General features: G+C 67.4%; 25 protein-coding genes. 6 read left to right on the top strand and 19 right to left on the bottom strand.

The window, feature by feature from the left end; genetic code table 11:
* Positions 1 to 30: 30 nt before the first annotated feature.
* The 4 genes from trpC to ACFWCF_RS23985 all read right to left on the bottom strand — a co-directional run bounded on the left by trpC (position 31) and on the right by ACFWCF_RS23985 (position 4,084).
* The gene (trpC, locus tag ACFWCF_RS24000; RefSeq protein WP_378567004.1) at positions 31 to 840 is read right to left on the bottom strand and encodes an indole-3-glycerol phosphate synthase TrpC; all 810 of its coding nucleotides are present in this window, start codon (positions 838 to 840) and stop codon (positions 31 to 33) included.
* A gap of 90 nt (positions 841 to 930) precedes the next feature.
* Complete coding sequence (locus tag ACFWCF_RS23995; protein WP_378567001.1) at positions 931 to 1,662, bottom strand: TIGR02234 family membrane protein; 732 nt, start codon at positions 1,660 to 1,662, stop codon at positions 931 to 933.
* The gene (locus tag ACFWCF_RS23990; protein WP_378566998.1) at positions 1,659 to 3,242 is read right to left on the bottom strand and encodes an anthranilate synthase component I; all 1,584 of its coding nucleotides are present in this window, start codon (positions 3,240 to 3,242) and stop codon (positions 1,659 to 1,661) included. The genes ACFWCF_RS23995 and ACFWCF_RS23990 overlap by 4 nt, the downstream gene beginning before the upstream one ends.
* 65 nt (positions 3,243 to 3,307) lie before the next feature.
* Complete coding sequence (locus ACFWCF_RS23985) at positions 3,308 to 4,084, bottom strand: dioxygenase (protein WP_378566995.1); 777 nt, start codon at positions 4,082 to 4,084, stop codon at positions 3,308 to 3,310.
* A gap of 141 nt (positions 4,085 to 4,225) precedes the next feature.
* Here ACFWCF_RS23985 and ACFWCF_RS23980 point away from each other — a divergent pair, with 141 nt between their 5' ends.
* Complete coding sequence (locus tag ACFWCF_RS23980; protein ID WP_378566992.1) at positions 4,226 to 4,711, top strand: MarR family winged helix-turn-helix transcriptional regulator; 486 nt, start codon at positions 4,226 to 4,228, stop codon at positions 4,709 to 4,711.
* A 21-nt stretch (positions 4,712 to 4,732) separates the two neighbouring features.
* Positions 4,733 to 5,371, top strand: a complete 639-nt coding sequence (locus ACFWCF_RS23975) for a GNAT family N-acetyltransferase (protein WP_378566989.1) — start codon at positions 4,733 to 4,735, stop codon at positions 5,369 to 5,371.
* Positions 5,372 to 5,376: 5 nt separating this feature from the next.
* Here the strand turns inward: ACFWCF_RS23975 and ACFWCF_RS23970 are convergent, their stop codons facing one another.
* The 7 genes from ACFWCF_RS23970 to ACFWCF_RS23940 form a co-directional block, all read right to left on the bottom strand.
* On the bottom strand, positions 5,377 to 5,556 hold the full coding sequence (locus ACFWCF_RS23970; RefSeq protein ID WP_378566986.1) for a 4-oxalocrotonate tautomerase family protein: 180 nt from the start codon (positions 5,554 to 5,556) through the stop codon (positions 5,377 to 5,379).
* Positions 5,557 to 5,620: 64 nt separating this feature from the next.
* Positions 5,621 to 6,481, bottom strand: coding sequence for a glycoside hydrolase family 19 protein (locus ACFWCF_RS23965; RefSeq protein WP_378566983.1), 861 nt, complete (start codon positions 6,479 to 6,481; stop codon positions 5,621 to 5,623).
* Positions 6,482 to 7,113: 632 nt separating this feature from the next.
* The gene (hisI, locus tag ACFWCF_RS23960; RefSeq protein WP_378566980.1) at positions 7,114 to 7,455 is read right to left on the bottom strand and encodes a phosphoribosyl-AMP cyclohydrolase; all 342 of its coding nucleotides are present in this window, start codon (positions 7,453 to 7,455) and stop codon (positions 7,114 to 7,116) included.
* The gene (hisF, locus tag ACFWCF_RS23955) at positions 7,452 to 8,225 is read right to left on the bottom strand and encodes an imidazole glycerol phosphate synthase subunit HisF (RefSeq protein ID WP_378566977.1); all 774 of its coding nucleotides are present in this window, start codon (positions 8,223 to 8,225) and stop codon (positions 7,452 to 7,454) included. The genes hisI and hisF overlap by 4 nt, the downstream gene beginning before the upstream one ends.
* Positions 8,222 to 9,049 (bottom strand): inositol monophosphatase family protein, encoded by an 828-nt coding sequence (locus ACFWCF_RS23950; protein ID WP_378566974.1) that lies wholly within the window; start codon positions 9,047 to 9,049, stop codon positions 8,222 to 8,224. The genes hisF and ACFWCF_RS23950 overlap by 4 nt, the downstream gene beginning before the upstream one ends.
* A gap of 5 nt (positions 9,050 to 9,054) precedes the next feature.
* The gene (priA, locus tag ACFWCF_RS23945) at positions 9,055 to 9,789 is read right to left on the bottom strand and encodes a bifunctional 1-(5-phosphoribosyl)-5-((5-phosphoribosylamino)methylideneamino)imidazole-4-carboxamide isomerase/phosphoribosylanthranilate isomerase PriA (protein ID WP_378566971.1); all 735 of its coding nucleotides are present in this window, start codon (positions 9,787 to 9,789) and stop codon (positions 9,055 to 9,057) included.
* A 76-nt stretch (positions 9,790 to 9,865) separates the two neighbouring features.
* Positions 9,866 to 12,115 (bottom strand): ATP-binding cassette domain-containing protein, encoded by a 2,250-nt coding sequence (locus ACFWCF_RS23940; RefSeq protein ID WP_378566968.1) that lies wholly within the window; start codon positions 12,113 to 12,115, stop codon positions 9,866 to 9,868.
* 61 nt (positions 12,116 to 12,176) lie between these two features.
* Between ACFWCF_RS23940 and ACFWCF_RS23935 the strand changes: the two genes are divergently transcribed.
* Genes ACFWCF_RS23935 through ACFWCF_RS23925 form a run of 3 tightly spaced genes read left to right on the top strand, consistent with a single transcriptional unit; the run spans position 12,177 to position 14,052 of the window.
* Positions 12,177 to 13,184 (top strand): helix-turn-helix transcriptional regulator, encoded by a 1,008-nt coding sequence (locus ACFWCF_RS23935; RefSeq protein WP_378566965.1) that lies wholly within the window; start codon positions 12,177 to 12,179, stop codon positions 13,182 to 13,184.
* A complete protein-coding gene (locus tag ACFWCF_RS23930) occupies positions 13,172 to 13,618 on the top strand; it encodes a MaoC family dehydratase N-terminal domain-containing protein (protein WP_378566962.1) in 447 nt (148 codons plus the stop codon). Before ACFWCF_RS23935 ends, ACFWCF_RS23930 begins: the two co-directional genes overlap by 13 nt.
* Positions 13,615 to 14,052, top strand: a complete 438-nt coding sequence (locus ACFWCF_RS23925) for a MaoC/PaaZ C-terminal domain-containing protein (protein WP_378566959.1) — start codon at positions 13,615 to 13,617, stop codon at positions 14,050 to 14,052. The genes ACFWCF_RS23930 and ACFWCF_RS23925 overlap by 4 nt, the downstream gene beginning before the upstream one ends.
* An 18-nt stretch (positions 14,053 to 14,070) precedes the next feature.
* Here the strand turns inward: ACFWCF_RS23925 and helR are convergent, their stop codons facing one another.
* The 8 genes from helR to hisD all read right to left on the bottom strand — a co-directional run bounded on the left by helR (position 14,071) and on the right by hisD (position 21,711).
* Entirely contained in the window at positions 14,071 to 16,269 is a 2,199-nt protein-coding gene (helR, locus tag ACFWCF_RS23920; protein WP_378566957.1) for an RNA polymerase recycling motor ATPase HelR, read from the bottom strand.
* Positions 16,270 to 16,420: 151 nt separating this feature from the next.
* Positions 16,421 to 16,663 carry a hypothetical protein gene (locus tag ACFWCF_RS23915; protein WP_378566955.1) on the bottom strand — a complete coding sequence of 81 codons (243 nt, stop codon included), beginning with the start codon at positions 16,661 to 16,663 and terminating at the stop codon, positions 16,421 to 16,423.
* Positions 16,664 to 16,682: 19 nt separating this feature from the next.
* Positions 16,683 to 17,318, bottom strand: coding sequence for an imidazole glycerol phosphate synthase subunit HisH (gene hisH, locus ACFWCF_RS23910; RefSeq protein WP_378566953.1), 636 nt, complete (start codon positions 17,316 to 17,318; stop codon positions 16,683 to 16,685).
* A gap of 11 nt (positions 17,319 to 17,329) precedes the next feature.
* On the bottom strand, positions 17,330 to 18,460 hold the full coding sequence (locus ACFWCF_RS23905; RefSeq protein ID WP_378567043.1) for an MFS transporter: 1,131 nt from the start codon (positions 18,458 to 18,460) through the stop codon (positions 17,330 to 17,332).
* A 31-nt stretch (positions 18,461 to 18,491) separates the two neighbouring features.
* Complete coding sequence (locus ACFWCF_RS23900) at positions 18,492 to 18,647, bottom strand: hypothetical protein (RefSeq protein WP_378566950.1); 156 nt, start codon at positions 18,645 to 18,647, stop codon at positions 18,492 to 18,494.
* Between the two features lie 3 nt (positions 18,648 to 18,650).
* Positions 18,651 to 19,265, bottom strand: a complete 615-nt coding sequence (hisB, locus tag ACFWCF_RS23895) for an imidazoleglycerol-phosphate dehydratase HisB (RefSeq protein WP_378566947.1) — start codon at positions 19,263 to 19,265, stop codon at positions 18,651 to 18,653.
* Positions 19,262 to 20,392 carry a histidinol-phosphate transaminase gene (locus ACFWCF_RS23890; protein ID WP_378566944.1) on the bottom strand — a complete coding sequence of 377 codons (1,131 nt, stop codon included), beginning with the start codon at positions 20,390 to 20,392 and terminating at the stop codon, positions 19,262 to 19,264. Before ACFWCF_RS23890 ends, hisB begins: the two co-directional genes overlap by 4 nt.
* Positions 20,389 to 21,711, bottom strand: coding sequence for a histidinol dehydrogenase (gene hisD, locus ACFWCF_RS23885; protein ID WP_378566941.1), 1,323 nt, complete (start codon positions 21,709 to 21,711; stop codon positions 20,389 to 20,391). The genes ACFWCF_RS23890 and hisD overlap by 4 nt, the downstream gene beginning before the upstream one ends.
* A gap of 152 nt (positions 21,712 to 21,863) precedes the next feature.
* Between hisD and ACFWCF_RS23880 the strand changes: the two genes are divergently transcribed.
* On the top strand, positions 21,864 to 22,250 hold the full coding sequence (locus ACFWCF_RS23880) for a helix-turn-helix domain-containing protein (RefSeq protein ID WP_378566938.1): 387 nt from the start codon (positions 21,864 to 21,866) through the stop codon (positions 22,248 to 22,250).
* Positions 22,251 to 22,405 lie beyond the last annotated feature (155 nt).

Genomic DNA, 22,405 nt, shown 5'->3' with positions numbered 1-22,405 from the left:
CCCCGGAGCGGGACGGGCGCGGTGTCGTGCTCAGCGCGACGGCTTCGGGCACGACGGATGCGTGCCGACCGTGACCAGTTCCGCGACGGCCTGGCGCGGATCACCGCTGGTGACCAGGCCTTCACCCACAAGCACTGCGTCGGCCCCTGCCCCCGCGTACGCAAGCAGGTCGGCCGGCCCACGAACGCCCGACTCGGCAATCTTGAGGACGTCGGAGGGTAGTCCCGGCGCGATTCGGCCGAAGGTGTTCTTGTCGACTTCGAGGGTCTTGAGGTTGCGCGCGTTGATCCCGATGACACTGGCACCGGCCTCGAGCGCCCGGTCGGCCTCCTCCTCGGTGTGCGCCTCGACGAGCGCGGTCATCCCGAGGGACTCGACGCGTTCGATGAGCGAGTGCAGCACGGTCTGCTCGAGGGCAGCGACGATCAGCAGCACGATGTCGGCGCCGTGCGCGCGTGCCTCGTGGATCTGGTACGGGCCGACGACGAAGTCCTTGCGCAGCACGGGGATACGCACAGCACGACGCACAGCGTCGAGATCGGCGAGGCTGCCGTGGAATCGACGTTCCTCCGTCAGCACGCTGATCGCGCGAGCACCGCCGGCCTCGTATGCCTTGGCGAGCTCGGCCGGGTCGCCGATCTCGGCGAGCGCACCCTTCGACGGGCTTGCGCGCTTCACCTCGGCGATCACCGCGATACCCGGCTCGAGCAACGCCGCCTTGGCGTCGATCGGCGAGGGTGCAGCGGCCGCAGCGGCCTTGACGGAAGCGAAGTCGACGACCGCCTCCCGAGCGGCGACGTCTGCGCGCACTCCTTCGAGAATCGAGTCGAGAACTGTCATCGTGGCTCGAGTCCTTTCGCCCCATGTCAATCCCGATGTGATGAACTTCATCGGAAGTAGTGTCCAGCCTAGTCCGCCTCGCCACACCACTCAGCGGCGGGTCCCCGATTCGCCCGACTTCGTGTCGGGGTCGCCTTCGGCATCGTCGCCCTCGTGGTCGACGGTCGGATCGTGCCCCGCATCGATGCTGTCCCACAGGGTCCGCTCGGACACCGGCTCGTCCGCTTCAGCGCTGCGCACAGCCGCCTCACGGCGCGCAGCGGGAGCGTCGTACTTCGATGACAGGCCGGCCTGTGCACTCGGCGTACGCCACAACGCGACCGCCGCGGCAAGTGCCACACACGCGCCGACACCGGCGAGGATCGCGGGCAGCGGGAAAACCTCGGTGGCCACCACTGCGGCTCGACCGGGCAGCTCGGCGACCTGTTGCGCAGTGTCCGGATCCACCCCGGAGGTGAACAACTGCACCACCGGAATCGCCGCGGCCACCGCCACGAGTGCCACCGCGCCGGCCACGATCCGCACCGCACGGCCACGCACCGCGAACGCCGCGGCCACCGCTGCGAGCAGCGCCAAGGCGAGCGGGGTGGTCGCGGCAGCCCAGGTGCCGCCGTCCAGGTCGGTGATCCGGTCGGTGCCGAGACCATCGGCCGAGTCCACCTGCACCCAGGTCATACGGCTCGATGCCCACAGCGCTGCGGCCGCGACGACGAGGAGCACCGCGGCAAGCGCGGTCGATCGTCGCCGCACCGGCCGGGTCGAGTCGTCGGCTGTGGGTTCCGACTGGGTGGGTTCCGACTGGGTGGGTTCCGGGTCTGTCACTCGGCGTCGCCTCCGTACGGGGTCAGGGTGGCTGCCGCGGCGACCGCGGCGAGCGCGGACATGGCCTTGTTCCGCGCCTCGGCGTCCTCGGCCTCGGGTACCGAATCGGCGACCACGCCCGCACCGGCCTGCACGTAGGCCACCCCGTTCTTGACGAGGGCGGAACGGATCGCGATCGCAGTGTCGGCGTCGCCGGCGAAGTCGAGGTATCCGACGATCCCACCGTAGATGCCGCGGCGGGTCGGTTCGAGTTCCTCGATGAGTTCCATCGCCCGCACCTTGGGTGCGCCCGACAGGGTCCCCGCCGGGAAACAGGCAGTCACGGCATCGAGGGCGTGCTTGCCGTCGGCGAGGTGCCCGGTGACTGTCGACACCAGGTGCATGACGTGGCTGTAGCGCTCGATGTGCCGGTAGTCGTGCACCTTGACGGTGCCGGGCTCACAGACACGTCCCAGATCGTTGCGGCCGAGATCGACGAGCATGAGGTGCTCGGCGTTCTCCTTCTCGTCGGCGATGAGGTCCTTCTCGAGAAGGATGTCCTCCTCTTCGTCCTTGCCGCGCCAACGGGTGCCCGCGATGGGGTGCGTCGTGGCGACACCGTCGACGACCGTCACGAGCGCTTCGGGGCTGGAGCCGACGATCGAGAACGCCGTCCCGCCGTCGGCGTCGGGGATGTGGACCAGAAACATGTACGGGCTCGGGTTCGAGGCGCGAAGCATCCGGTACACATCGAACGGTTCTGCCTCACAATCGATTTCGAATCGCTGCGAGAGCACCACCTGGAATGCCTCACCGGCTTCGACGTCGCCGATGAGCTTACGCACGTCGGTGCAGAACGATTCGGTGGTGCGCTGACGCCGGTAGTCGGGCTCAGGCTTCGAGAAGGTGGTGACGGTCGACGACGCGGGAGCGGCCAGGTCGGCTGTCATGCGGTCGAGGCGCGCGACGGCGTCGTCGTAGGCCTCGTCCACGCGTTCGTCGGACCCGTCCCAGTTGACTGCGTTCGCGATCAGCCAGATCGTGCCCTCGTGATGGTCCACAGCGGCGAGATCGGTCGCGAGCAACATGACCATCTCGGGGACCTGCAGGTCGTCGGCAGCGAGCGAGGGCAACTTCTCCAGATGGCGGACGATGTCGTAGCCCAGATACCCGACCATGCCTCCGGTGAGCGGCGGCAGTCCGTGAATGCGGTCGGTGTGCAACAGCGCAAGGGTCTCGTCGAGCACGTCGATCGGGTTTCCGCCGGCAGGAGCCCCCGCGGGTACGTGGCCGAACCATGCGGCCTCACCGTCGACAACCGTCAACGCCGCGGGGCTCCCTGCGCCGATGAACGACCAGCGCGACCACGACCGTCCGTTCTCTGCTGATTCCAGCAGGAACGTGCCGGGCCGGTCGGCCGCAAGCTTCCGGTACGCCGACAGCGGGGTCTCCGCGTCGGCCAGCACCTTGCGGGTCACCGGGACCACGCGGTGCTCGGCCGCGAGCAGCCGGAATTGTTCCCGGGAGGTGGTGGAGTCCGACCACCCCCCGGCGGACGTGGTCGTGGTGGCTGCGGGAATGGTGGTGGGCTCGCCGGACATGGGCTCATCATCCCAGGCACCGCGGCAGCAGGCTCAGCCGCGGGTCGCCGGGCGCGTCGGCAGCCCTACGCGACCTGGAAAGAGCGCTTCGCCAAACCGAGCCAGAAGCCGTCGACGACCTGGTCCGGTTGCTGTCCGGGGTCACTGGACGCACCGAGGGTCACGAACAGTGGCGCGAAGTGCTCGGTGGACGGGTGGGCGTACGGCATACCCGGTGCACGGCGCTCGAAGTCGAGCAGGGTGTCGATGTCGCCGGCGGCGAGATTTTCGGCGGCCCAGTGGTCGAACTCTGCGGACCAGCTCGGCGCGGGAGCCTCCGGGCGCATGTCTCGCAGGAACGGCAGGCCGTGGGTGGTGAATCCCGACCCGATGATCAACACACCTTCGTCGCGTAGCGGGCGCAGTCGCTCACCCAGGGCCAGCAGGCGCGCGGGGTCGAGGCTCGGCAGCGAGATCTGCAGCACGGGGATGTCGGCGCCGGGGTACATCACGGTGAGTGGGACGTATGCACCGTGGTCGAGACCGCGGTGGGGTTGCTGGACCACCGGCTCGTCGTCGGGCATCAGTGCCGCGACCTTGCGTGCCAGATCGGGCGCGCCCGGGGACTCGTAGGTGACCTCGTAGAAGCGGCGCGGGAACCCACCGAAGTCGTATGTCAGAGGTGTACCGGTGGTGGTCGAGCCGATCGTGAGCGGCGCCGACTCCCAGTGCGCGGACACCATCAGGATCGCGGTGGGACGCGGCAGGTTCGACGACCACGTCTCCAGCTGGGAGACCCACAGCTCGCTGTCGACGAGGGGTGGAGCACCGTGGCTGACGAACAGCGCGGGCAACGCGTTCATGACTCTCCTTATATTGAAGCTTCAAGTATCATACACGTGAACGCTCCACCGCCCGGCTTTCATTCCCCGCCACCGGCCGTCGCCGACCGGTTTGACAGGCTGACACGAGCAGCGCGACAGCAAGAAAGGCTGGTTTCGACCATGAGCAGCGACGAACCCCGGTGGCTCGACGACCGACAGCAGACGGCGTGGCGTTCGCTCGTGTCCGTAATCACTCGGCTACCTGCGGCGCTCGACACGCAGATGCAACGCGACGCCGACCTCACACACTTCGAGTACTTCGTACTCGCAGTTCTGTCGGAGGCTCCCGATCGTCGTCTGCAGCTGTCGGTTCTGGCCGAGGACGCCAACGCGTCACTGTCGCGGCTCTCCCACGTCATCACCCGACTTTCCAAGCGGGGCTGGGTCTGTCGCGAATCCATCCCGCACAGCCGCGGCTCGTACGCGGTGCTCACCGACGATGGGTACACCAAGGTCACCGAGGCTGCACCCGGGCATGTCGACACCGTTCGCCGCCTCGTGTTCGACGGACTCGACGACGAACAGGTCGATACCCTGACGACCCTAGGGGCTGCTCTGCTGACCCAGCTCGACAAGGGAATCGCCGAGGGCACCGGGAAGGCTTGATCGCCGGTGTAGGGTGACCGAATGCGAATTCGGGGATTCGACGACCGCGATCGAACCGCCTTGCGCGCACTGTTCGAACGCGCAGGACAGGGATCTCCTACCGAATCACTGTGGGGGCACTACGATTCCGAGGCGGCCGTCTACCTCGATCCGTACATGGACCGCGAACCCGCATCGCTGTTCGTCGCGGAGAACGAGGGGGCCCTCGTCGGCTACCTCACCGGGTGCGTCGATACCGAGGCGTTCCCGAGCGAGGACACACGTATCACCGAGGCCCTCCGTCGACACCGACCGTTTCGGACCAGGCAGGCCGCCGCGTTCTTCGGCCGCAGCATGCTCGACGCGGCCGCAGCCACGATCCGCAGGACCCCCACGGCAGGCGACCTCCGTGATCCACGGTGGCCGGCACACCTGCACATCAACGTCGCACCGGAAGCCCGCGGCACCGGCGCCGCCACCGGACTGATGGACGCCTGGTTCGATCACCTTCGCGCCGAGCAGGTACCGGGCTGTCATCTTCAGACGCTGGTCGAGAACGCCAGGGCTGCACGGTTCTTCGAGCGGATGGGGTTCACCCCGCACGGTACGACTCCGCCCGTCCCCGGACTTCGCTACAAGGGTGCCCGGGTGCACCAACTCACCATGGTCCGATCATCCTGACGGGCCTACCCGAGAGGCGTGCCGCCGACACCCCAGTTCTCGCGCGGAACCTCGGTGATCGTCACCCACACCGATGACGGATTCTTACCTGCCGCGTCAGCGTAGGCACGGGTGACCTCAGCGATCACCGTCGCCTTCTGTTCGTCCGTGAGGCCGGGAGTCTGGCTGATCTGGATCAAAGGCATGGACGCACTGTAGCCGCAGCGCGGAGAACGGTGACGTCACACCGTGACGATGCGTATGTCGGTCCTACGGCGCGAGCAGCACGTTCAGTCCTCGCTCGAAATCGGCGATGCGCCGGGACAGCGCGTGGTGACCACCGTTGACGAGTTCCGACACCCGGACGATTCCTGCTGTGTCTGCGACGTTGTTGAGGTCGCGTGACGTCCAGTACCAGGCAGCGGTCGTGAAGGCGTTCTCCGGCGCGGCGAGCAACTCGGGGTTCGCGACGAAGTCCACCCCCGTGTGCTGACTCAGCTTCTCGTAGTTGTGACGACCGGTGATCTGGATCGCGCCGCGACCCTTGTAGCGCTCACCGTCTCCGGGTTGGGTGTTGCCGAGGTCGGCTCGACCCTCGTAGGCACGTCCGGAGGCGTACTCCTCGAAGGTCCGGAAGGAGTCGGACTCGACGGCGAGCTGCGCGATGAACGCCGCCTGGCGGACCGGGGTGTCGATGCCGTTGTGCGCCATCGCGGCGTTCAGCGGGGCGATGTACTGATCGATCTTCTCGCCCGGGATCCCCGGCACGATGTGCCGCAGATCGTCGGGGGTGACTGCGGGGGGCGCAGGCTCGGGGGCCGGAGCGACAGCAGGGGCGGGCTCCGGCGTGCTGACGGGTGCGTCCGAGGACTCGACCACAGATTCAACAGAGGCGGACAGTGCAAACTCGTCCGCGTCGGTCCACTCCTCCGACGGAAGGCCGGGGAACTCCAATGCCATGAGCAGGTTGCCGGGCTCCTGGTGCCGGGTAGGCTCGGAAACCACCGCATCGGCGTGAGCCGCCGTACGGGCGTGTGCATCGGACGTACCGACGACGGCGGTGGTAGCCGCTCCGATCAGGGCTGCAGCGGCGATCGCGACACGGATATGACGCGAATGTGAAATAGACATGGGTCGTGCTCCAAGATTCGACCGAGTTCGGTTCGGCCTCCGATATGGGGGCCGCACGCGTGTATCGAAGGAGGTCGTTCATCCCTGACGGATCACAATTCAGCGGCCTTGAGGTCACAACCAGGTAACGCCGCAGGTTGAGCGCCTTCAAGCGATCGTGCCTGATGCCACTTCCACCCGAATTCAGAGATCTGGATCACAGCCACTGCCGATCCGGCGCTTCGAAGACTTCGGCAGCATCGTCCTCCGATCCCTGCCGCGGCAATCCTGCGCACCCGCACATCTGCACGGTATCGACTGAACCGAAGCGGGATATCGGCTGCACTACAACATGATTCAGAGTCAATTCCGGACGCGCCGGGACTTCCCGAGAGTCGGCCGCCGGGGTAATCCCGGAACGTTTCGCATACCGGCCCATCCAGCAAGAACTCCGACACCGCCGAGCCCCCTGTGGCGATATCGCGACTGGCCTGTGTCACATCACACAGATCAAGTACACATAACCATGATCCGTCACCACCGGAGGTATGACGTGCGGCGCGCCGGCTCAGCGGGCCGCCGCGCACGACGAACACGCCCGACCACCGCAGTGCGGACGGTCGGGCGTGATTCGCCGAGAAATCCTTCTCCGACTACAGCAGCACGTCGGTGTCGAAGCACGTATGCGTACCCGTGTGGCATGCCGCACCGACCTGGTCGACGACGAGCAACACGGTGTCGCCGTCGCAGTCGAGGCGCACCTCGTGCACGTATTGGGTGTGTCCCGATGTCTCGCCCTTGACCCAGTACTGGTTGCGGGACCGCGAGAAGTAGGTGGCCTTGCGGGTCGCGAGGGTGCGCGCGAGCGCCTCGTCGTCCATCCACGCCATCATCAGAACCGCGCCGGTGGCCTTCTCCTGCACGACCGCGGCGAACAGTCCGTCCTCGTTACGCTTGAGTCGGGCTGCGATCTCCGGCTTCAGGATGTTACTCATCGAACCACAATTCCTTCCGCGCGCATCGCGTCCTTGACCTGCCCGATCGTGAGTTCACGGAAGTGGAACACGCTCGCCGCGAGCACGGCGTCCGCACCTGCCTTCACTGCCGGCGCGAAGTGCTCCACGGCGCCGGCTCCGCCCGAGGCGATCACGGGGACATCTACCGCGGCGCGCACGGATTCGATCATCTTCAGGTCGAAACCGGCTTTGGTGCCGTCGGCATCCATCGAATTGAGAAGGATCTCCCCCACTCCGAGTTCCGCACCGCGTCGCGCCCATTCGACCGCGTCGATACCTGTACCGCGGCGACCACCGTGGGTGGTGACCTCCCAACCCGACGGGGTGGCTTCCTGCCCGTCCGGAACCGTGCGGGCGTCGACGGACAACACGATGCACTGGGAGCCGAACCGCTCCGACATCTCGCGCAGCACTTCGGGGCGCGCGATCGCGGCGGTGTTCACCGAGACCTTGTCGGCGCCCGCGCGCAGCAGCCGGTCGACGTCGTCGACGGTGCGAACCCCGCCGCCGACGGTGAGCGGGATGAAGACCTGCTCAGCAGTACGGGTGACGACGTCGAGCATCGTGCCGCGATCACCGCTCGAGGCGGTCACGTCGAGGAAGGTCAGTTCGTCGGCGCCCTGAGCGTCGTAGAGGGCAGCGAGCTCGACGGGGTCGCCGGCGTCGCGGAGGTTTTCGAAGTTGACTCCCTTGACGACCCGTCCGGCGTCGACGTCGAGGCAGGGGATCACTCGCACGGCGAGCGTCATCGGGATTCTCCTTCTGAACGAGACTCCGTCCTCACGGATCTCAGAATGTCCAATATTTCATCGTGGATTCCGGGCGCTGCAGCGAGTACGGATCCGCACCCGATACGCCACGGCTTGCCTTCGAAGTCGGTGGCGATCCCACCGGCTGCACGGACGAGCGCAACCCCCGCACAATTGTCCCAGGGATGGTGACCGAACACGACCGCGCCGCCGAGTGCCCCCGACGCGGTGTAGGCGAGGTCGATGCCTGTCGAGCCGTGCATGCGTAGCCGCGCAACCCGCCGGCTCAGTTCGGTGATCACGGACAAGCGGGTACGGCCGGGGACGCGGCCGCGACTGTCGACGTCGAAACTGCCGACGGCGACCATGTGGTCTTCGAGCCGCTGGGGCTCGAGCCGCTTGCGGGGCTCACCGTTGAACAACAGCGGACCGTCGACCACTGCGGAGAACTTGTGACCGATCAGCGGCATCCATGTCAGTCCCACCACCGGTTCGCCGTCCTGGACGAGCGAGAGCAGGATGCCCGCCGTCGGGAGTCCGGCCGAATAGTTGATGGTGCCGTCGATGGGGTCGAGCAGCCACACGGCTCCGCTGCTCGCCGACGGTCCTCCGAACTCTTCCCCGTGCACGGGGATACCTGTGCGGTCGGAGAGTTCACCGCCGATGCGACGTTCGAGTTCGAGGTCGAGTTCGGTGGCGAAGTCGTTGCGCCCCTTGTCTACCGACCGTGGCGCTCCGTGACCGGTGACGAACCGTTCGGACACACCGTCGAGTACCTCGCTCGCCACAGCGAGGAGGTGTTCGCGGTCCGTGTTCGCGGCCATCGACGTCAGCGTGAGACCGCGTCGAGTGCTTCGGGAAGAGTGAAACGGCCTGCGTAGAGGGCTTTGCCGATGATTGCGCCTTCGATGCCTTCGTCGACGAGCGTGGCGATCGCGCGCAGATCGTCGACGGTCGAGACGCCACCGGAGGCCACGACAGGGGCGTCGGTGGCGTTGCACACCGAGCCGAGCAGATCGAGGTTCGGTCCGCTGAGGGTGCCGTCCTTGGTGACGTCCGTGACGACGTAGCGGGAGCATCCTTCGCTGTTGAGGCGTTCGAGGGTCTCCCACAGGTCGCCGCCGTCGGACACCCAGCCGCGCCCGCGGAGGCGCCATTCGCCGTCGATGAGCTTGACGTCGAGGCCGACGGCGATGCGGTCGCCGTACTCGCCGATGACGCGTGCGCACCACTCGGGGTTCTCGATGGCGGCGGTGCCGAGATTCACCCGCGCGCAGCCGGTCGCGAGGGCCGCAGCGAGGGTGGCGTCGTCGCGGATGCCACCGGACAGTTCGACCTTGACGTCGAGTTCACCGACCACCTGCGCGATGAGTTCACGGTTGTCGCCGCGACCGAAGGCCGCGTCGAGATCGACCATATGTACCCATTCGGCACCGGCGTTCTGCCATTCGAAGGCGGCGTCGCGCGGGGAACCGTAGCCGGTTTCACTGCCCGCCTCTCCCTGGACGAGGCGAACTGCTTCACCGTTGGCAACGTCGACTGCAGGCAAAAGGACCAGGCTCACTGGGCCTACAGTAGTGCCTGCCTCGACGATGCCCGAAAACGGTGTCGTTCGCGCGGCGGGTCGGCGTGGTGCGGACTCACTCCACGCCGGCGTCGGCCAGCGCGCGACACGTGGGTGTGTCGTATCCGGTGTAGTCGGCGACACGTCCCTCGAACAGGATCGTCCCGCCGTGTCGGCCGGGTCCGGGGCCGAGATCGATCAGCCAGTCCGCTCGGCGGATGACGTCGAGGTTGTGCTCGATGACCACCACATCGTTCCCCTGTTCGACGAGTCTGTCGAGGACGTGCAGGAGCGCGTCGATGTCGCTCATGTGCAGCCCGGTGGTTGGTTCGTCGAGGACATAGGTGGTGGTCTGTTCCACCTGCCGCAGTTCCTTGGCGATCTTGACTCGCTGGCATTCTCCACCCGAGAGCGTGCTCAACGACTGTCCCAGACGCAGATAGTCCAGGCCGACCGCCGCGAGCTGCTCCAGCGCGCGGGCGATGCCCTTGTCGGGCAACCGGGCAACTGCCTGCTCGACGGTCAGATCGTCCACGTCCGCGATGGACAGCCCGTCGACGGTGCGCGCGAGGACCTCGGGTGTGAATCGACGTCCGTGGCACGTCTCGCACATGACTTCGCGCCCCTCCATGAACGCGAGGTCGGTGTAGATGACGCCGGTGCCCTTGCACTCCGGGCACCCGCCGTCGGAGTTGGCGCTGAACAGACTCGCCGGCACGTCGTTACGGCGCGCGAACAGTCTCCGGATCGCGGGTGCGATTCCGGTGTAGGTGATCGGGGTGGAGCGACGGTTGGTGCTCACCGGTTTCTGGTCGATGACGATGGCCTCGTGCTGTTCGACGAGTTCCGCAGCGAGACTGGACTTCCCGGACCCTGCAACACCCGTGAGCACCGTCATCACGCTCCTGGGGATCTGCACGGTGAGATGCTGCAGGTTGTTGCGTCGTGCGTCGGCGACGGTGAGATACCCGGTCTCGGGGCGGGGTGCACGCTCGGGCAGTGCGCGCCGACGCAGGGCACGTCCGGTCGGAGTGTCGCCGCGGCGCAGGTCGTCGAATGTCCCTTGGAACACGAGTCGACCACCGGCGGCGCCGGCGCCCGGGCCGATCTCGATCACCTCGTCTGCCCGGGCCATCACCGCGGGGTCGTGTTCGACGACCAGCACGCTGTTACCACTGCTACAGAGGTGTTCGAGCAATTCGACCATCGATTCGACATCACTCGGGTGCAGCCCCACCGTCGGTTCGTCGACCACGTAGGTCATCTCGGTCAGGCTCGATCCGAGATGCCGGACCGTCTTGATGCGCTGGGATTCGCCGCCGGACAGGCTCGTGGTCGGGCGGGCGAGCGTCAGGTATCCGAGTCCGATCCTCACCATCGCGTCGAGCCGTTCCGTCAGCGCGGCGACGACCGGCGCGACGCGGGCGGAGTCGAGCGTGCGGACGACGTCGAGGAGTTCGGCGATTTCGAGACGAGACATCTCACCGGGTGTGCGGCCGAGCACGACCGCGGTGCGGGCGGCTTTGTTCAGCCGGTCGCCGTCGCACTCGGGACAGGTCTGCGCGCTCGTGAAGCGGCGGATGGTGTCCTGTTTGCGTTCGGACAGATGGTCGGAGGTGTGCAGGTAGATGCGTTCGAATCGCGGGACGACGCCCTCGTACTCCTTCGGCGTCCTGCGGCCCAGTTTCGCCGCGGCCTCACCGCCGTACAAGAGTGCGTCGCGTTCGGCCTCGCTCCATTGCCGGAGCGGGGTATGAGCGTCGAACGTGCCGATGTCGGCGTACAACGAGTACCAGTATCCGCCGTGGCCGAAGCCCGGGAGCACGATGGCGCCGTCGGCAAGCGACTTGTCGAGGTCCAGGAAACGTTCGACTGCACTGGCGACGACTTCGCCCAGGCCCGAGCAGGTGGGGCACATTCCCGCGGGGTCGTTGAACGAGAAGCAATTCGATTCGCCCACGTGCGGTGTCCCGATGCGCGAGTACAGCAATCTCAGGTAGGTCCAGGTATCGGTGATGGTGCCGACGGTCGAACGGGCGTTTCCGCCGATCCTGCGCTGATCGATGACGATGACGGGGGTCAGACCCGCGATGCGTTCGGCGTCGGGCCGGCTCCATTTCGGCAGTCGGTTCCTGGTGAACGGCGGGAACGTCTCGCCCAGCTGGTAACCCGCCTCGGCCGCGATCGTGTCGAATACCAGCGACGATTTGCCCGAGCCGGACACCCCGACGACGACGACCAGCCGGTGGCGCGGGATGTCGAGGTCGAGGTCGACCAGGTTGTTGGTGTGTGCCCGGCGGACGGTGATGTGTCGCGTTGGTGCCATACGTCGACGGTATGGCCGGATGCGGCCGGATCCTGACCGCATTTTCGGGAAGAATCGGGGCATGGCCGATGTGACGGAACGGATGCTCGTGCTGTTGTCTGTCCTGCAGACCGGCCGCGCGATCGGTGGCGACGAACTCGCACGCCGGCTCGAAGTCGGTCCGCGGACGGTGCGCCGCGACATCGACCGTCTTCGCAGGTACGGGTACCCGGTCGAGACGCAGCCCGGCCCCGGCGGTTTCTACCGACTCGCCGCCGGGCGAACGATGCCACCGCTCGTTCTCGACGACGACGAGGCCGTCGCCACACTGCTGGCACTCGCCGCACTCGCCGCTTCGGGGCCCGCAGAAGGTGGCATCGACGATGCGGCGACCCGGGCGTACGGCAAACTCGACCAGTTCCTGCCCACCCGTCTCCGCCCGCTGCTCACCGCGATCCGTGCCGGACTGGAGACCAGCCCCCAGCAGGCACCGACGGTGACCGCACAGCACCTGAGCACCATCGCCGAGGCGATCGCGCACCGGGAGACGATCACCTTCCGCTATGTCGACGCAGCGGGGAACACCACCGAGCGACGCGTCGACCCGTACCGCCAGATCCACCACCTCCTGCGCTGGTACCTGATGGGCTGGGACACCCACCGCAAGGACTGGCGCGTCTTCCGGGTCGACCGCGTGCACGAACCGGTCCGTACCGGGCACCGCTACCCGGTACGGGATCTGCCTGCCGACTCGGCGTCGGCTTACCTTCGTCAGAACCTCCGCCGAGGCAAGGAACCGGTGGATCTGCTGGTCGACGCGCCGGTCGAGCACGTAGTCGACGCGCTGAAGTTCCAGGACGCCCGGATCCGCTCCGCGAACGACGATCGCACAGCTGTCGGCCTCGATGTGGACTCGTGGCAGTGGCTCGTCCTCATCCTCGCCTTCGTCGATGCCGACTTCAGGATCGATGGCAGCGAGGCGCTTCTACGTTCGTGCCGGCTGTTCGCGCAGCGATTGTCGGCCGCAACGGACGATTCCGGCACCGGCCCGGACTCACACCCCGATAAGCTCTGCGGATGGCACCCCTGAACCCTGATCTCGCAGGTCGGGTCTTCCCACCGACGAACTATCTCGTCGGCCGCGAGAAGATCCGTGAATTCGCCCGCGCCGTACGCTCGACGAACCCGCTCCATCACGACGTCGAGGCGTCCCGCGCAGCCGGGTTCACCGACGTGGTGGCACCACCGACCTTCAGCACCGTGGTATTGGGTCCTGCTGTGACCCAACTGATGGAGTCCCCCGACACCGGCATCGAGCTGCACCGGGTGGTCCACGGCTCGGAGAAGATCGAGTACTGCAGGCCCATCGTTGCCGGCGACGATCTGTCGACGACGTTGACCATCGTCGACGTCTCGGAGCGCGCGGGAAATTCGTTCCTCTCGACGATCTGTGAGGTCTGCGACGAGACCGGCGCGCTGGTTGCGACAGTGACCTCCAGTTTCCTGCATCGGGGTGACGCATGAGCCCGTTCCCCCGCTGCGAATTCGGCGACCTCGAGATCGGCGCGGTCGTCGCGAAGGCCCAGCCGAAGATCACCCGCGACGATCTGGTCCGCTACGCGGGTGCATCGGTCGACTTGAACCCGATCCACTACAACGACGTCACTGCCGCCGAGGTCGGCCTCCCAGGAGTGCTCGCGCACGGGATGCTCACCGCAGCCCTGGCACTGGAAGTCGTCGTGGAGTGGATCGGCGATCCCACCGCGGTGATCTCGTACGAGACGCGGTTCACCCGACCCGTCGTCGTCGATGCGGTCGACGGCGCGACCCTGTCGATCTCCGCCAAGGTCGCCCGCCTCGACCCCGCCGAGCGCACCGCACGGATCGACATCACGGTGAGCTACGAGGGACGCACCGTTCTCGGGAAGACCCAGGCGCAGGTCCGGTTCCCGTCCTGACCCGAGCGTCGGTCGCGGTCATGGCGTGAGTGGAGTCCTGTCCGCGAGTCCGGACAGAGCTTCCGGTAGCGGTCCGCGGTGCAGGACGCCGAGACGGTGGGTGGCTCGGGTCAGCGCGACATACAGTTCCGCTGGCCCGCGCGGACCGTCGGCGAGGATGCGGTCGGGTTCGACGACGAGGACCGCGTCGAACTCGAGGCCCTTGGTCTCCGATGGGGGCACCGCGCCGACGACGTCCGCTGGCCCGATCACGATGCTCGTGCCGTCCCGGCCGGCTTCGTCTCGCACGAACTCTTCTACAGCGGACCTCATTTCGCTGCCGCTCACGGACCTCGACCACGGCGTCACCCCTGATGCGCGCACCGATTCGGGCGGGACGATGCCGGGCGCGAACCCGGCGAGCACCCCGGCGGCGACCGCCATGATCTCGGCGGGCGTCCGGTAGTTGACGGTCAACGAGCGGTACATCCACCGACCGGGTACGTACGGGTCGAGCATCTCGCCCCACGATGCCGCGCCCGCAGCGGAGCGACGCTGCGCGAGATCGCCGACGATCGTGAAGGATCGTCCCGGGCAGCGCCGCATCAGCACGCGCCAGTCCATCTCGGACAGTTCCTGGGCTTCGTCGACGACGACGTGCCGGTAGGTCCACTCCCGGTCGGTGGCAGCACGCTCGGCGAGAGTCCGGGTGTCGCGCTCGACGAAGCGCCCCGCCAGGTCGGATCCGAAGAGCATGTCCTGGGCAAACAGGTGGTCCTCGTCGTCCATGTGGTCTTCGCGGTTCACCAGAACGTCCAGCACGCCCGCGGCGTACGCGGACTCGGCCGCGAGTTCGCGTTCCGCGGTGTCGTCGACGGGCCCGGTGCGTCCCAGCAGATCGACGAGTTCGTCGAGCAGGGGGACATCGGAGACCGTCCACGCGTCGCCGTCCGCCCGCCACAGGGCGGGCTCGGCGCCGGCCGCGCCGAGCCGTTCGCGCGAGGTGTAGAGCTGGGACAGCAATTCCTCCGGTGTCAGGATCGGCCAGAGTTCGTCGAGCGCCGCCGTGAATCGGTCGTGCTCGTCGAGTTCCGCGCTCAGGTCCGAGCGCATGTCCTCCCACGCCTGCGTGTCCGATCGATCCAGCCACCCGCGACCGATCCGTGCGATTGCCCGCTCGGTGAGTACCCACGTGATGATCTCGGTGAAGACCTCACGTGCCTCGTTGTGCGGGAGTCCACTCGCCCGGGCTTCCTCGATCGCCCATCGGACGGTCTCGGCATCGATCCGCACCGTGATGTCGGTCAACTCGATCCTGATCGGGTCGCGTGGCTGCCGCTGCCGGTCGGCGATCGCTGCCGCGAGCACATCGAGGATTGTCGATGCTCCCTTGAGCCGCGCCACGTCCGGCGCTTCCTCTGCCGTGACGTGCAACCCGGGGACGAGGTCGCCCGTGGTCGTGAACACCACATCGGTCTCACCGAGCGACGGCAGCACACGCCCGATGTGCTGCAAGAACGCCGAGTTGGGGCCGACGACGAGCACACCGTGGCGTTCCATCTGTTCACGCTGGGTGTAGAGAAGGTAGGCGACTCGGTGTAGCGCCACCACGGTCTTGCCGGTTCCGGGACCACCCTCGATCACCAGCACGCCCGCATGGTCGAGGCGGATGATCTCGTCCTGTTCGGCCTGGATGGTCGCCACGATGTCGCGCATGCCGTCGCCGCGCGGCGCGGTGACCGCGGCGAGCAGGGCCGCGTCTCGGGTCTCGTGGTCCGATGGCCGGCCGAGTGATTCATCGGTGAAGTCGACGAGATTCCTTCCACGGGTGTGGAACTGGCGGCGTCGGCTCATACCTTCGGGATTCGCGGCGGTGGCGACGTAGAACGGTCGCGCCGCCGGTGCACGCCAGTCGAGCAACAGCGACTCGTAGTCGTTCGCCTCGTCGAGGAGCCCTATCCGCCCGATGTAGGAGCATTCGCCCGAAGTCGCATCCAACCGCCCGAAACACAACCCGCTGTCGGCCACGTCCAGCCGCTCGACCGCTCGCGCCTGCAATCGCACCTCGATGTCGCGTTCCATCGGGGAGGTCCCGTTTCCGCGCATTGCCGCGACATAGCGGGCCTTCGCATCACTGCGCTCGGCGTCGAGCCGTGTGTAGAGGCTCGCGACGTAGCGTCGTTCGACCTCGAGTTCTTCCTCGTGCCGCTGATCAGTGTGTGGTCCGTCGACCGACATGTATCTCGCCCCTCTCCCGGCCGAACGATGCCGTGAGGTGCACAGCTTCGGCCCAGGACGACGAGTGTGGAGCATGCACGGGGGCTTGCCGCAAGCCCCGGTGTCGGATATACGTTGAAGGTGGAAGGAGCCGTTGACCTTCTCACGGCCGTCACTTCGAGCCCGGACCGAACGCCTTCCGGGTCATCCTCTTGGACACGATTCCCATCGCGACGATCGCGCCCACGACCCCGGCCAGTGCGACGATCAGGCCGATCACCGGTTCCGGTCGCAGCACCACGATGACGAGAGTCGCGACGAGCAGCACTGCCGCGGCCGAGCCGAGCGACGCCAGTGCAAGCTTGCCGATCGAGAGGTCCCCGGTCGGCTCATCCCTGTCCTCGGGTCTACTCACAAGCTCCCCTCGGGCTTGCTCACAAGGAGTCCACCCAATTCCTCAACAGGACAGCGCCGGCGTCACCGGACTTCTCGGGGTGGAACTGGGTCGCCGAGAGCGGTCCGTTCTCGACCGCGGCAAGGAACCGGCTGCCGTGTTCGGCCCAGGTCAGCCGAGGCGGAGCGATCCGTTCGGGTTCGGGCAGCTCCCAGGTCTGCGCCGCGTAGGTGTGGACGAAGTAGAAACGCGCATCGTCGTTCATTCCTCCGAACAGGACCGAGTCCTTCGGCGCCTCGACGGTGTTCCAGCCCATGTGGGGCAGGACGGACGCGTCGAGACGGTCGACGGTTCCGGGCCACTCACCGCAGCCTTCGGTCTCGATGCCGTGTTCGACGCCCTTCTCGAACAGGATCTGCATGCCGACGCAGATTCCGAGGACCGGGCGGCCACCGGCGAGCCGGGTGCCGATGATCTTCTCGCCGCCGACGCTGCGCAGGCCGCGCATGCACGCGTCGAATGCGCCCACACCGGGGACGACGAGGCCGTCCGCGGCGAGCGCGATCTTCGGATCGGACGTGACTTCGACGTGCGCGCCGGTGCGAGCAAGAGCCCGGGTCGCGGAGTGGAGATTGCCCGAGCCGTAGTCGAGGACGGCCACCGTGGTTGCGCTCATGGTTGTCGATTCTATGTGGAGGGACGGGGACGCTCGGATGGGCCGGCGAGCCGCGCGAGCAACGGAAGTGTGGGGACGAGCAGCGCCGCGACCGCGAAGGCCGCCGGATATCCGGCCGCAGCCGCGACGGCGCCGAGCGCGAAGGATCCGATGCCGGTGCCTGCGTCGAAGCCGATGTTCCAGGTTGCACTCGCAGACCCGATGTGCCCGGAACCTGCGCGGCGGAAGGCGATGAGCAGCGCTTCGTTCTGCACGATGCCGAAGCCGAGACCGAAGCACACCGAGGCGCCGAGCAGGGCACCGGTGCCTGCCCGGCCGTCGGCGATGAGTGCGAACGGCACCATCGCCACAGCGGCGAGACCGAGACCGACCGGCAGCATCCGGCCTGCACCGAACCGGTCGGCGAGAGCACCTGCACCGAAGCGCCCGACGAGGGTGGACGCGCTGAGCACGGCCAGTGCGGTCGGGACGGGAAGGTCGGCGACCGCAATGCGCAGGAGCGAGGTCAGTCCGCCGTAGGCGATCGCCCCTGCTCCGACCGCCACCATGGGGAACAGCAGCACCCGGATCGGGATGCGACCGGGCGGCGCGGCTGCTCTCGCGTGCGTCGCCGGGAGCCTGAAGGCGGCGACGAGGCCGACCGATGTGACGATCGCGCCGAGAACGAACACCGGCGTGGTCGAGAAACGCTCGGCGATGGCAAGCCCCGCGGGCAGTCCGATCATCTGCGCTGCGGCGATGCTCACGCCCAGCGCCCCCGTGGCATGACCGAGCAGACGCGGAGGTGCCAGTTCACCCACGAGCGCCGCCGCAGCGACGGTGATCATGCCGAATCCGATCCCGCGCACCGCGGAGATTCCGAGGACCGCCGCTGGAGCCATCGACAGCAGGAACAGCAACGACGGCGGGCCGAGGAAAAGGCAGCCCGCGATCAACGTCGCGCGGTGACCGTAGGCGCGGATCAGTCGCGGCATCGCGATCTGAGTGAGGACTGTGGTGAGCATGAACACCGCTGTCACGGACCCCGCGAGCGCGTCGGACCCGCCGGCTTCGGCGATGGCCCACGGCACGACGGGCAGCAGCAGGGAGAAACCGCCGAACGCCGCCCCGGACAGCGACCACGCCGCGGGAAGCCCGCGCACGCTCAGCAGTGGCGGACTGTCCTGCGCCACGTCAGAGCAACCTGAGCACACCCGCGATCGCGGCGAGCACCGTGATCGCGGCGAGCACACCTGCGAAGAGGAGATTGCGGGACTTCCACATCGACCAGGTGCCGCCGGCGGTGATCCCCGCTGCGAGGAAGCAGGCGTAGGTGAGAAGAACGTCCATCGACTACAGGCTGCCCTTGGTCGACGGCACACCGCTCACGCGCGGATCCGGTTCGACGGCCTCACGCAATGCGCGCGCGACGGCCTTGAACTCGGCTTCGGTGATGTGGTGCGGATCGCGGCCGTAGAGCACGCGGACGTGCAGCGCGATGCGCGCGTGGAAGGCGAACGATTCGAACACGTGCCGGTTGATCACAGTCGAATAGGGCACACCCGGGTAGCCGCCGATCACCGAGTGCGCCATGTAGTCGGGTTCACCGGTGAACACGCAGTACGGGCGGCCGGAGACGTCGACGGAGGCGTGCGCGAGCGTTTCGTCCATCGGAATGAAGCAGTCGCCGAATCGACGGATGCCACGCTTGTCGCCGAGGGCCTGGTTGAACGCCTGACCGAGCACGATGGCGGTGTCCTCGACGGTGTGGTGTGCCTCGATCTCGACATCGCCCTCGGCGTGCACGGTCAGGTCGAACGAGCCGTGCTGACCGAGCGCGGTGAGCATGTGGTCGTAGAACGGAATGCCAGTCGCGATGTCGGTGCGTCCACTGCCGTCGAGGTTCACCTCGACGGTGATGCTCGACTCCCTCGTGGTGCGTTCGACCTTGGCGATGCGATCGCTCATCGGGTTTCCTCGATTTCGGTTGCGGCGAGTAGCTCACTGACCCGCAGAAGTTCGTCGTTCTCGTGGGCGAGTCCGATTGTGGTGCGCAGATGGCCGGGGATGCCGACGTCCCGGATCAGGACGCCGTGGTCGAGGTACCGCTGCCAGGTGGCAGCGGCGTCGGCGAAGCGTCCGAACAGGATGAAGTTGGAATCCGACGGGATCACCTCGTAGCCGAACCGGGTGAGCGCGGCTGCGACGCGGTCGCGTTGCGCGGCCAGTTCGGCAACGGAGCCGAGCGTGGCGTCGGCGTGCCGCAATGCCGCCCGCGCAGCGGCCTGCGTGATCACCGACAGGTGGTACGGCAGCCGGACCAGCAGCAGCGCGTCGATCATGGCCGGGGCTGCCGCGAGATACCCGAGCCGGCCTCCGGCGAAGGCGAAGGCCTTGCTCATGGTGCGGGAGACGATGATCTTCGCCGGGTATTCGTCGATCAGTGCGAGCGCGCTCGGCACTGCCGAGAACTCGGCGTATGCCTCGTCGACGATCACGATGCCGGGGGCGGCGTCGAGTATCGTGCGGAGCTGGTCGAGTGGGATGCTGTGGCCCGTCGGGTTGTTGGGGCTCGTGACGAACACGACGTCGGGCTGCCGGTCGCGGATCGCGGCGACGGAGGCTTCGATGTCGAGGGTGAAGTCGTCGCGCCGGTAAGTGGGCAGCCACTCGGTCTGCGTCCCGTCGGCGATGATGGGGTGCATCGAGTACGACGGAACGAATCCCATTGCGCTGCGGCCCGGTCCGCCGAACGCCTGTGAGACCTGCTGCAGCACTTCGTTGGATCCGTTTGCCGCCCAGACGTTCTCGAGCGCCACAGTGATGCCGGTCTGCCGAGTGAGGTAGGCGGCGAGATCGGTGCGCAGGGCGACGGCGTCGCGATCGGGATAGCGGTGCAGTTGTGTCGCTGCCTCGCGAACCGATTCTGCGACGTCGTCGACGAGTGCCTTCGTCGGCGGGTGCGGGTTCTCGTTCGTGTTGAGTTGGACCGGCACCGTCAGCTGCGGAGCGCCGTAGGGCGATTTGCCCCGCAGGTTCTCACGCAGCGGCAGGTCGTCGAGTGTGATCGCGCCGCCCGGGATCGCCGCGCTCACTTCAGTGCCTCGAAGCGCAGTCGGACTGCTTCTCCGTGTGCGGGCAGATCCTCTGCGTTCGCGAGGGTGATGACGTGGCCGGAGACGTCCTTCAGGGCTGCCTCGTTGTACTCGACGACGTGGATTCCGCGCAGGAAGGTCTGGACGCTCAGCCCGGACTGGTGACGCGCGCAGCCCGCGGTGGGGAGCACGTGATTCGAGCCCGCGCAGTAGTCGCCGAGCGAGACCGGAGCCCATGGACCGACGAAGATCGCTCCGGCCGCCCGGACCTGCGCGGCGACGGCGGACGCGTTCTCGGTCTGGATCTCGAGGTGTTCGGCCGCGTAGGCGTTGACGACGTTCAGGCCCTGCGCGAGGTCGTCGACCAGCACCGTGCCGGACTGGCTTCCGGACAGTGCGGTGGCGACGCGTTCGCGGTGTTTGGTGAGTTCGAGCTGTGCGGCGAGCGCGGTGTCGACGGCGTCGGCGAGTTCTGGACTCGTGGTCACGAGGACGGACGCGGCCATGACGTCGTGTTCGGCCTGGCTGATCATGTCGGCGGCGACGTGCACGGCGTCGGCCGTGTGGTCGGCGAGGATCGCGATCTCGGTGGGGCCCGCTTCGGCGTCGATGCCGACCACCGAGCGGCACAGCCGTTTGGCGGCGGTGACGTAGATGTTGCCGGGGCCGGTGATCATGTCGACGGGCGCGAGTTCGGCGCCGTCGGTGTCGGTGCCGCCGTAGGACAGCAGCGCGATGCCCTGGCCGCCGCCGACCGCCCACACTTCGTCGACGCCGAGCAGTGCGGCTGCCGCGAGGATGGTCGGGTGGGGCAGTCCGCCGAAGTCCTTCTGGGGTGGCGAGGCGATCACGAGCGACTCGACGCCTGCCGCCTGCGCCGGGACGACGTTCATGACGACGGACGACGGGTAGACCGCGTTTCCGCCGGGCACGTACAGACCTACCCGGTCGACCGGCACCCAGCGTTCGGTGACGGTGCCGCCGGGCACCACCTCGGTGACGGTGTCGGTGCGTCGCTGGTCGGCGTGCACCTTGCGGGTGCGTTCGATGGCGACTTCGAGGGCCGCGCGCACTGCAGGATCGATCTCGGCGAGGGCACGTTCGAGTTCGGCGGCCGGTACGCGAACACTGTCGGGCCGGACTCCGTCGAACTTCTCGCAGTAGTCGAGCGCCGCGTCGGCGCCGCGATCGCGGATGTCCTCGACGACGGGACGAACATGATGCAGCACCGCGTCCACGTCCACTCCGCCGCGGGGCAATGCGCCCCTCAGCTCCGCAGTGGTGGGAGTACGACCGCGCAGGTCGGTGCGGGCAAGCATGAGTTGTCCTCTCTCGCTGATCAGGGAACGTCTCCCATTATCCGCAATAAGAGATGGTTGACCACACGCGGGTGCGCCCCGGCCGTGTCGCTGTCGCGCTCCTCTCATCCGACGGGGCCGGTTCGGGGCGGCACCGACCTTATGCTGGCCACATGAAGCAGGACGACGAGCGCCCGACGACCCTGGGTGAACTCATCCGACGCCAGCGCGAACTCGCGGAACTTCCGATGCGCCAGCTGGCGTCGATGGTGGGTATCTCGAATCCGTATCTGTCGCAGATCGAGCGGAATCTGCGGGCGCCGAGCGATCGCGTCCTCCATGCGATTGCGGAGCAGTTGCACGTGTCGGCCGACGCGCTGGTGTCACAGGTGACTCCGGAGACCGACGGGGAGTCGGCGGTGGCCAAGGCACTTCGCGAGGACCCGGATCTGACAAATGCCCAGCGGCGGTCTCTGGAGGAGATGTACGAGGCATTCCGGGAGGTCACGGTCGCAAAGCGACGACGCGGTGGCGGCTCCTCACATTCCGACACCGAGTGAGCAGACTCACATTCATGCAGGTCAGGCGTTTTACTCACGGTGGGCGGCAGGTCAGGGCGGTGTAGGTCGCGCACAACCCAACGTGCACTCGGCATGTACCTTGCGGTAAGGTGCGCGCCCCGAGCGGAGGTGTCAGCCTCGAGGTAACCAACCGA

It is taken from the genome of Rhodococcus sp. NPDC060090 (genome assembly GCF_042729855.1).
In the GTDB taxonomy this organism is placed as follows: domain Bacteria; phylum Actinomycetota; class Actinomycetes; order Mycobacteriales; family Mycobacteriaceae; genus Rhodococcus.
Note: the sequence above shows the minus strand (reverse complement) of the source record. Positions and strands in the feature narration are given on the sequence as shown.

What these genes read in the sequence shown, in the direction of transcription:
- trpC (WP_378567004.1), bottom strand. Translation starts at nt 840, where the DNA reads ATGACAGTTCTCGACTCGATTCTCGAAGGAGTGCGCGCAGACGTCGCC.
- ACFWCF_RS23990 (WP_378566998.1), bottom strand. Translation starts at nt 3,242, where the DNA reads ATGTCCGGCGAGCCCACCACCATTCCCGCAGCCACCACGACCACGTCC.
- ACFWCF_RS23985 (WP_378566995.1), bottom strand. Translation starts at nt 4,084, where the DNA reads ATGAACGCGTTGCCCGCGCTGTTCGTCAGCCACGGTGCTCCACCCCTC.
- ACFWCF_RS23980 (WP_378566992.1), top strand. Translation starts at nt 4,226, where the DNA reads ATGAGCAGCGACGAACCCCGGTGGCTCGACGACCGACAGCAGACGGCG.
- ACFWCF_RS23975 (WP_378566989.1), top strand. Translation starts at nt 4,733, where the DNA reads ATGCGAATTCGGGGATTCGACGACCGCGATCGAACCGCCTTGCGCGCA.
- ACFWCF_RS23970 (WP_378566986.1), bottom strand. Translation starts at nt 5,556, where the DNA reads ATGCCTTTGATCCAGATCAGCCAGACTCCCGGCCTCACGGACGAACAG.
- ACFWCF_RS23965 (WP_378566983.1), bottom strand. Translation starts at nt 6,481, where the DNA reads ATGTCTATTTCACATTCGCGTCATATCCGTGTCGCGATCGCCGCTGCA.
- hisI (WP_378566980.1), bottom strand. Translation starts at nt 7,455, where the DNA reads ATGAGTAACATCCTGAAGCCGGAGATCGCAGCCCGACTCAAGCGTAAC.
- hisF (WP_378566977.1), bottom strand. Translation starts at nt 8,225, where the DNA reads ATGACGCTCGCCGTGCGAGTGATCCCCTGCCTCGACGTCGACGCCGGA.
- ACFWCF_RS23950 (WP_378566974.1), bottom strand. Translation starts at nt 9,049, where the DNA reads ATGGCCGCGAACACGGACCGCGAACACCTCCTCGCTGTGGCGAGCGAG.
- ACFWCF_RS23940 (WP_378566968.1), bottom strand. Translation starts at nt 12,115, where the DNA reads ATGGCACCAACGCGACACATCACCGTCCGCCGGGCACACACCAACAAC.
- ACFWCF_RS23935 (WP_378566965.1), top strand. Translation starts at nt 12,177, where the DNA reads ATGGCCGATGTGACGGAACGGATGCTCGTGCTGTTGTCTGTCCTGCAG.
- ACFWCF_RS23930 (WP_378566962.1), top strand. Translation starts at nt 13,172, where the DNA reads ATGGCACCCCTGAACCCTGATCTCGCAGGTCGGGTCTTCCCACCGACG.
- ACFWCF_RS23925 (WP_378566959.1), top strand. Translation starts at nt 13,615, where the DNA reads ATGAGCCCGTTCCCCCGCTGCGAATTCGGCGACCTCGAGATCGGCGCG.
- helR (WP_378566957.1), bottom strand. Translation starts at nt 16,269, where the DNA reads ATGTCGGTCGACGGACCACACACTGATCAGCGGCACGAGGAAGAACTC.
- hisH (WP_378566953.1), bottom strand. Translation starts at nt 17,318, where the DNA reads ATGAGCGCAACCACGGTGGCCGTCCTCGACTACGGCTCGGGCAATCTC.
- ACFWCF_RS23900 (WP_378566950.1), bottom strand. Translation starts at nt 18,647, where the DNA reads ATGGACGTTCTTCTCACCTACGCCTGCTTCCTCGCAGCGGGGATCACC.
- hisB (WP_378566947.1), bottom strand. Translation starts at nt 19,265, where the DNA reads ATGAGCGATCGCATCGCCAAGGTCGAACGCACCACGAGGGAGTCGAGC.
- hisD (WP_378566941.1), bottom strand. Translation starts at nt 21,711, where the DNA reads ATGCTTGCCCGCACCGACCTGCGCGGTCGTACTCCCACCACTGCGGAG.
- ACFWCF_RS23880 (WP_378566938.1), top strand. Translation starts at nt 21,864, where the DNA reads ATGAAGCAGGACGACGAGCGCCCGACGACCCTGGGTGAACTCATCCGA.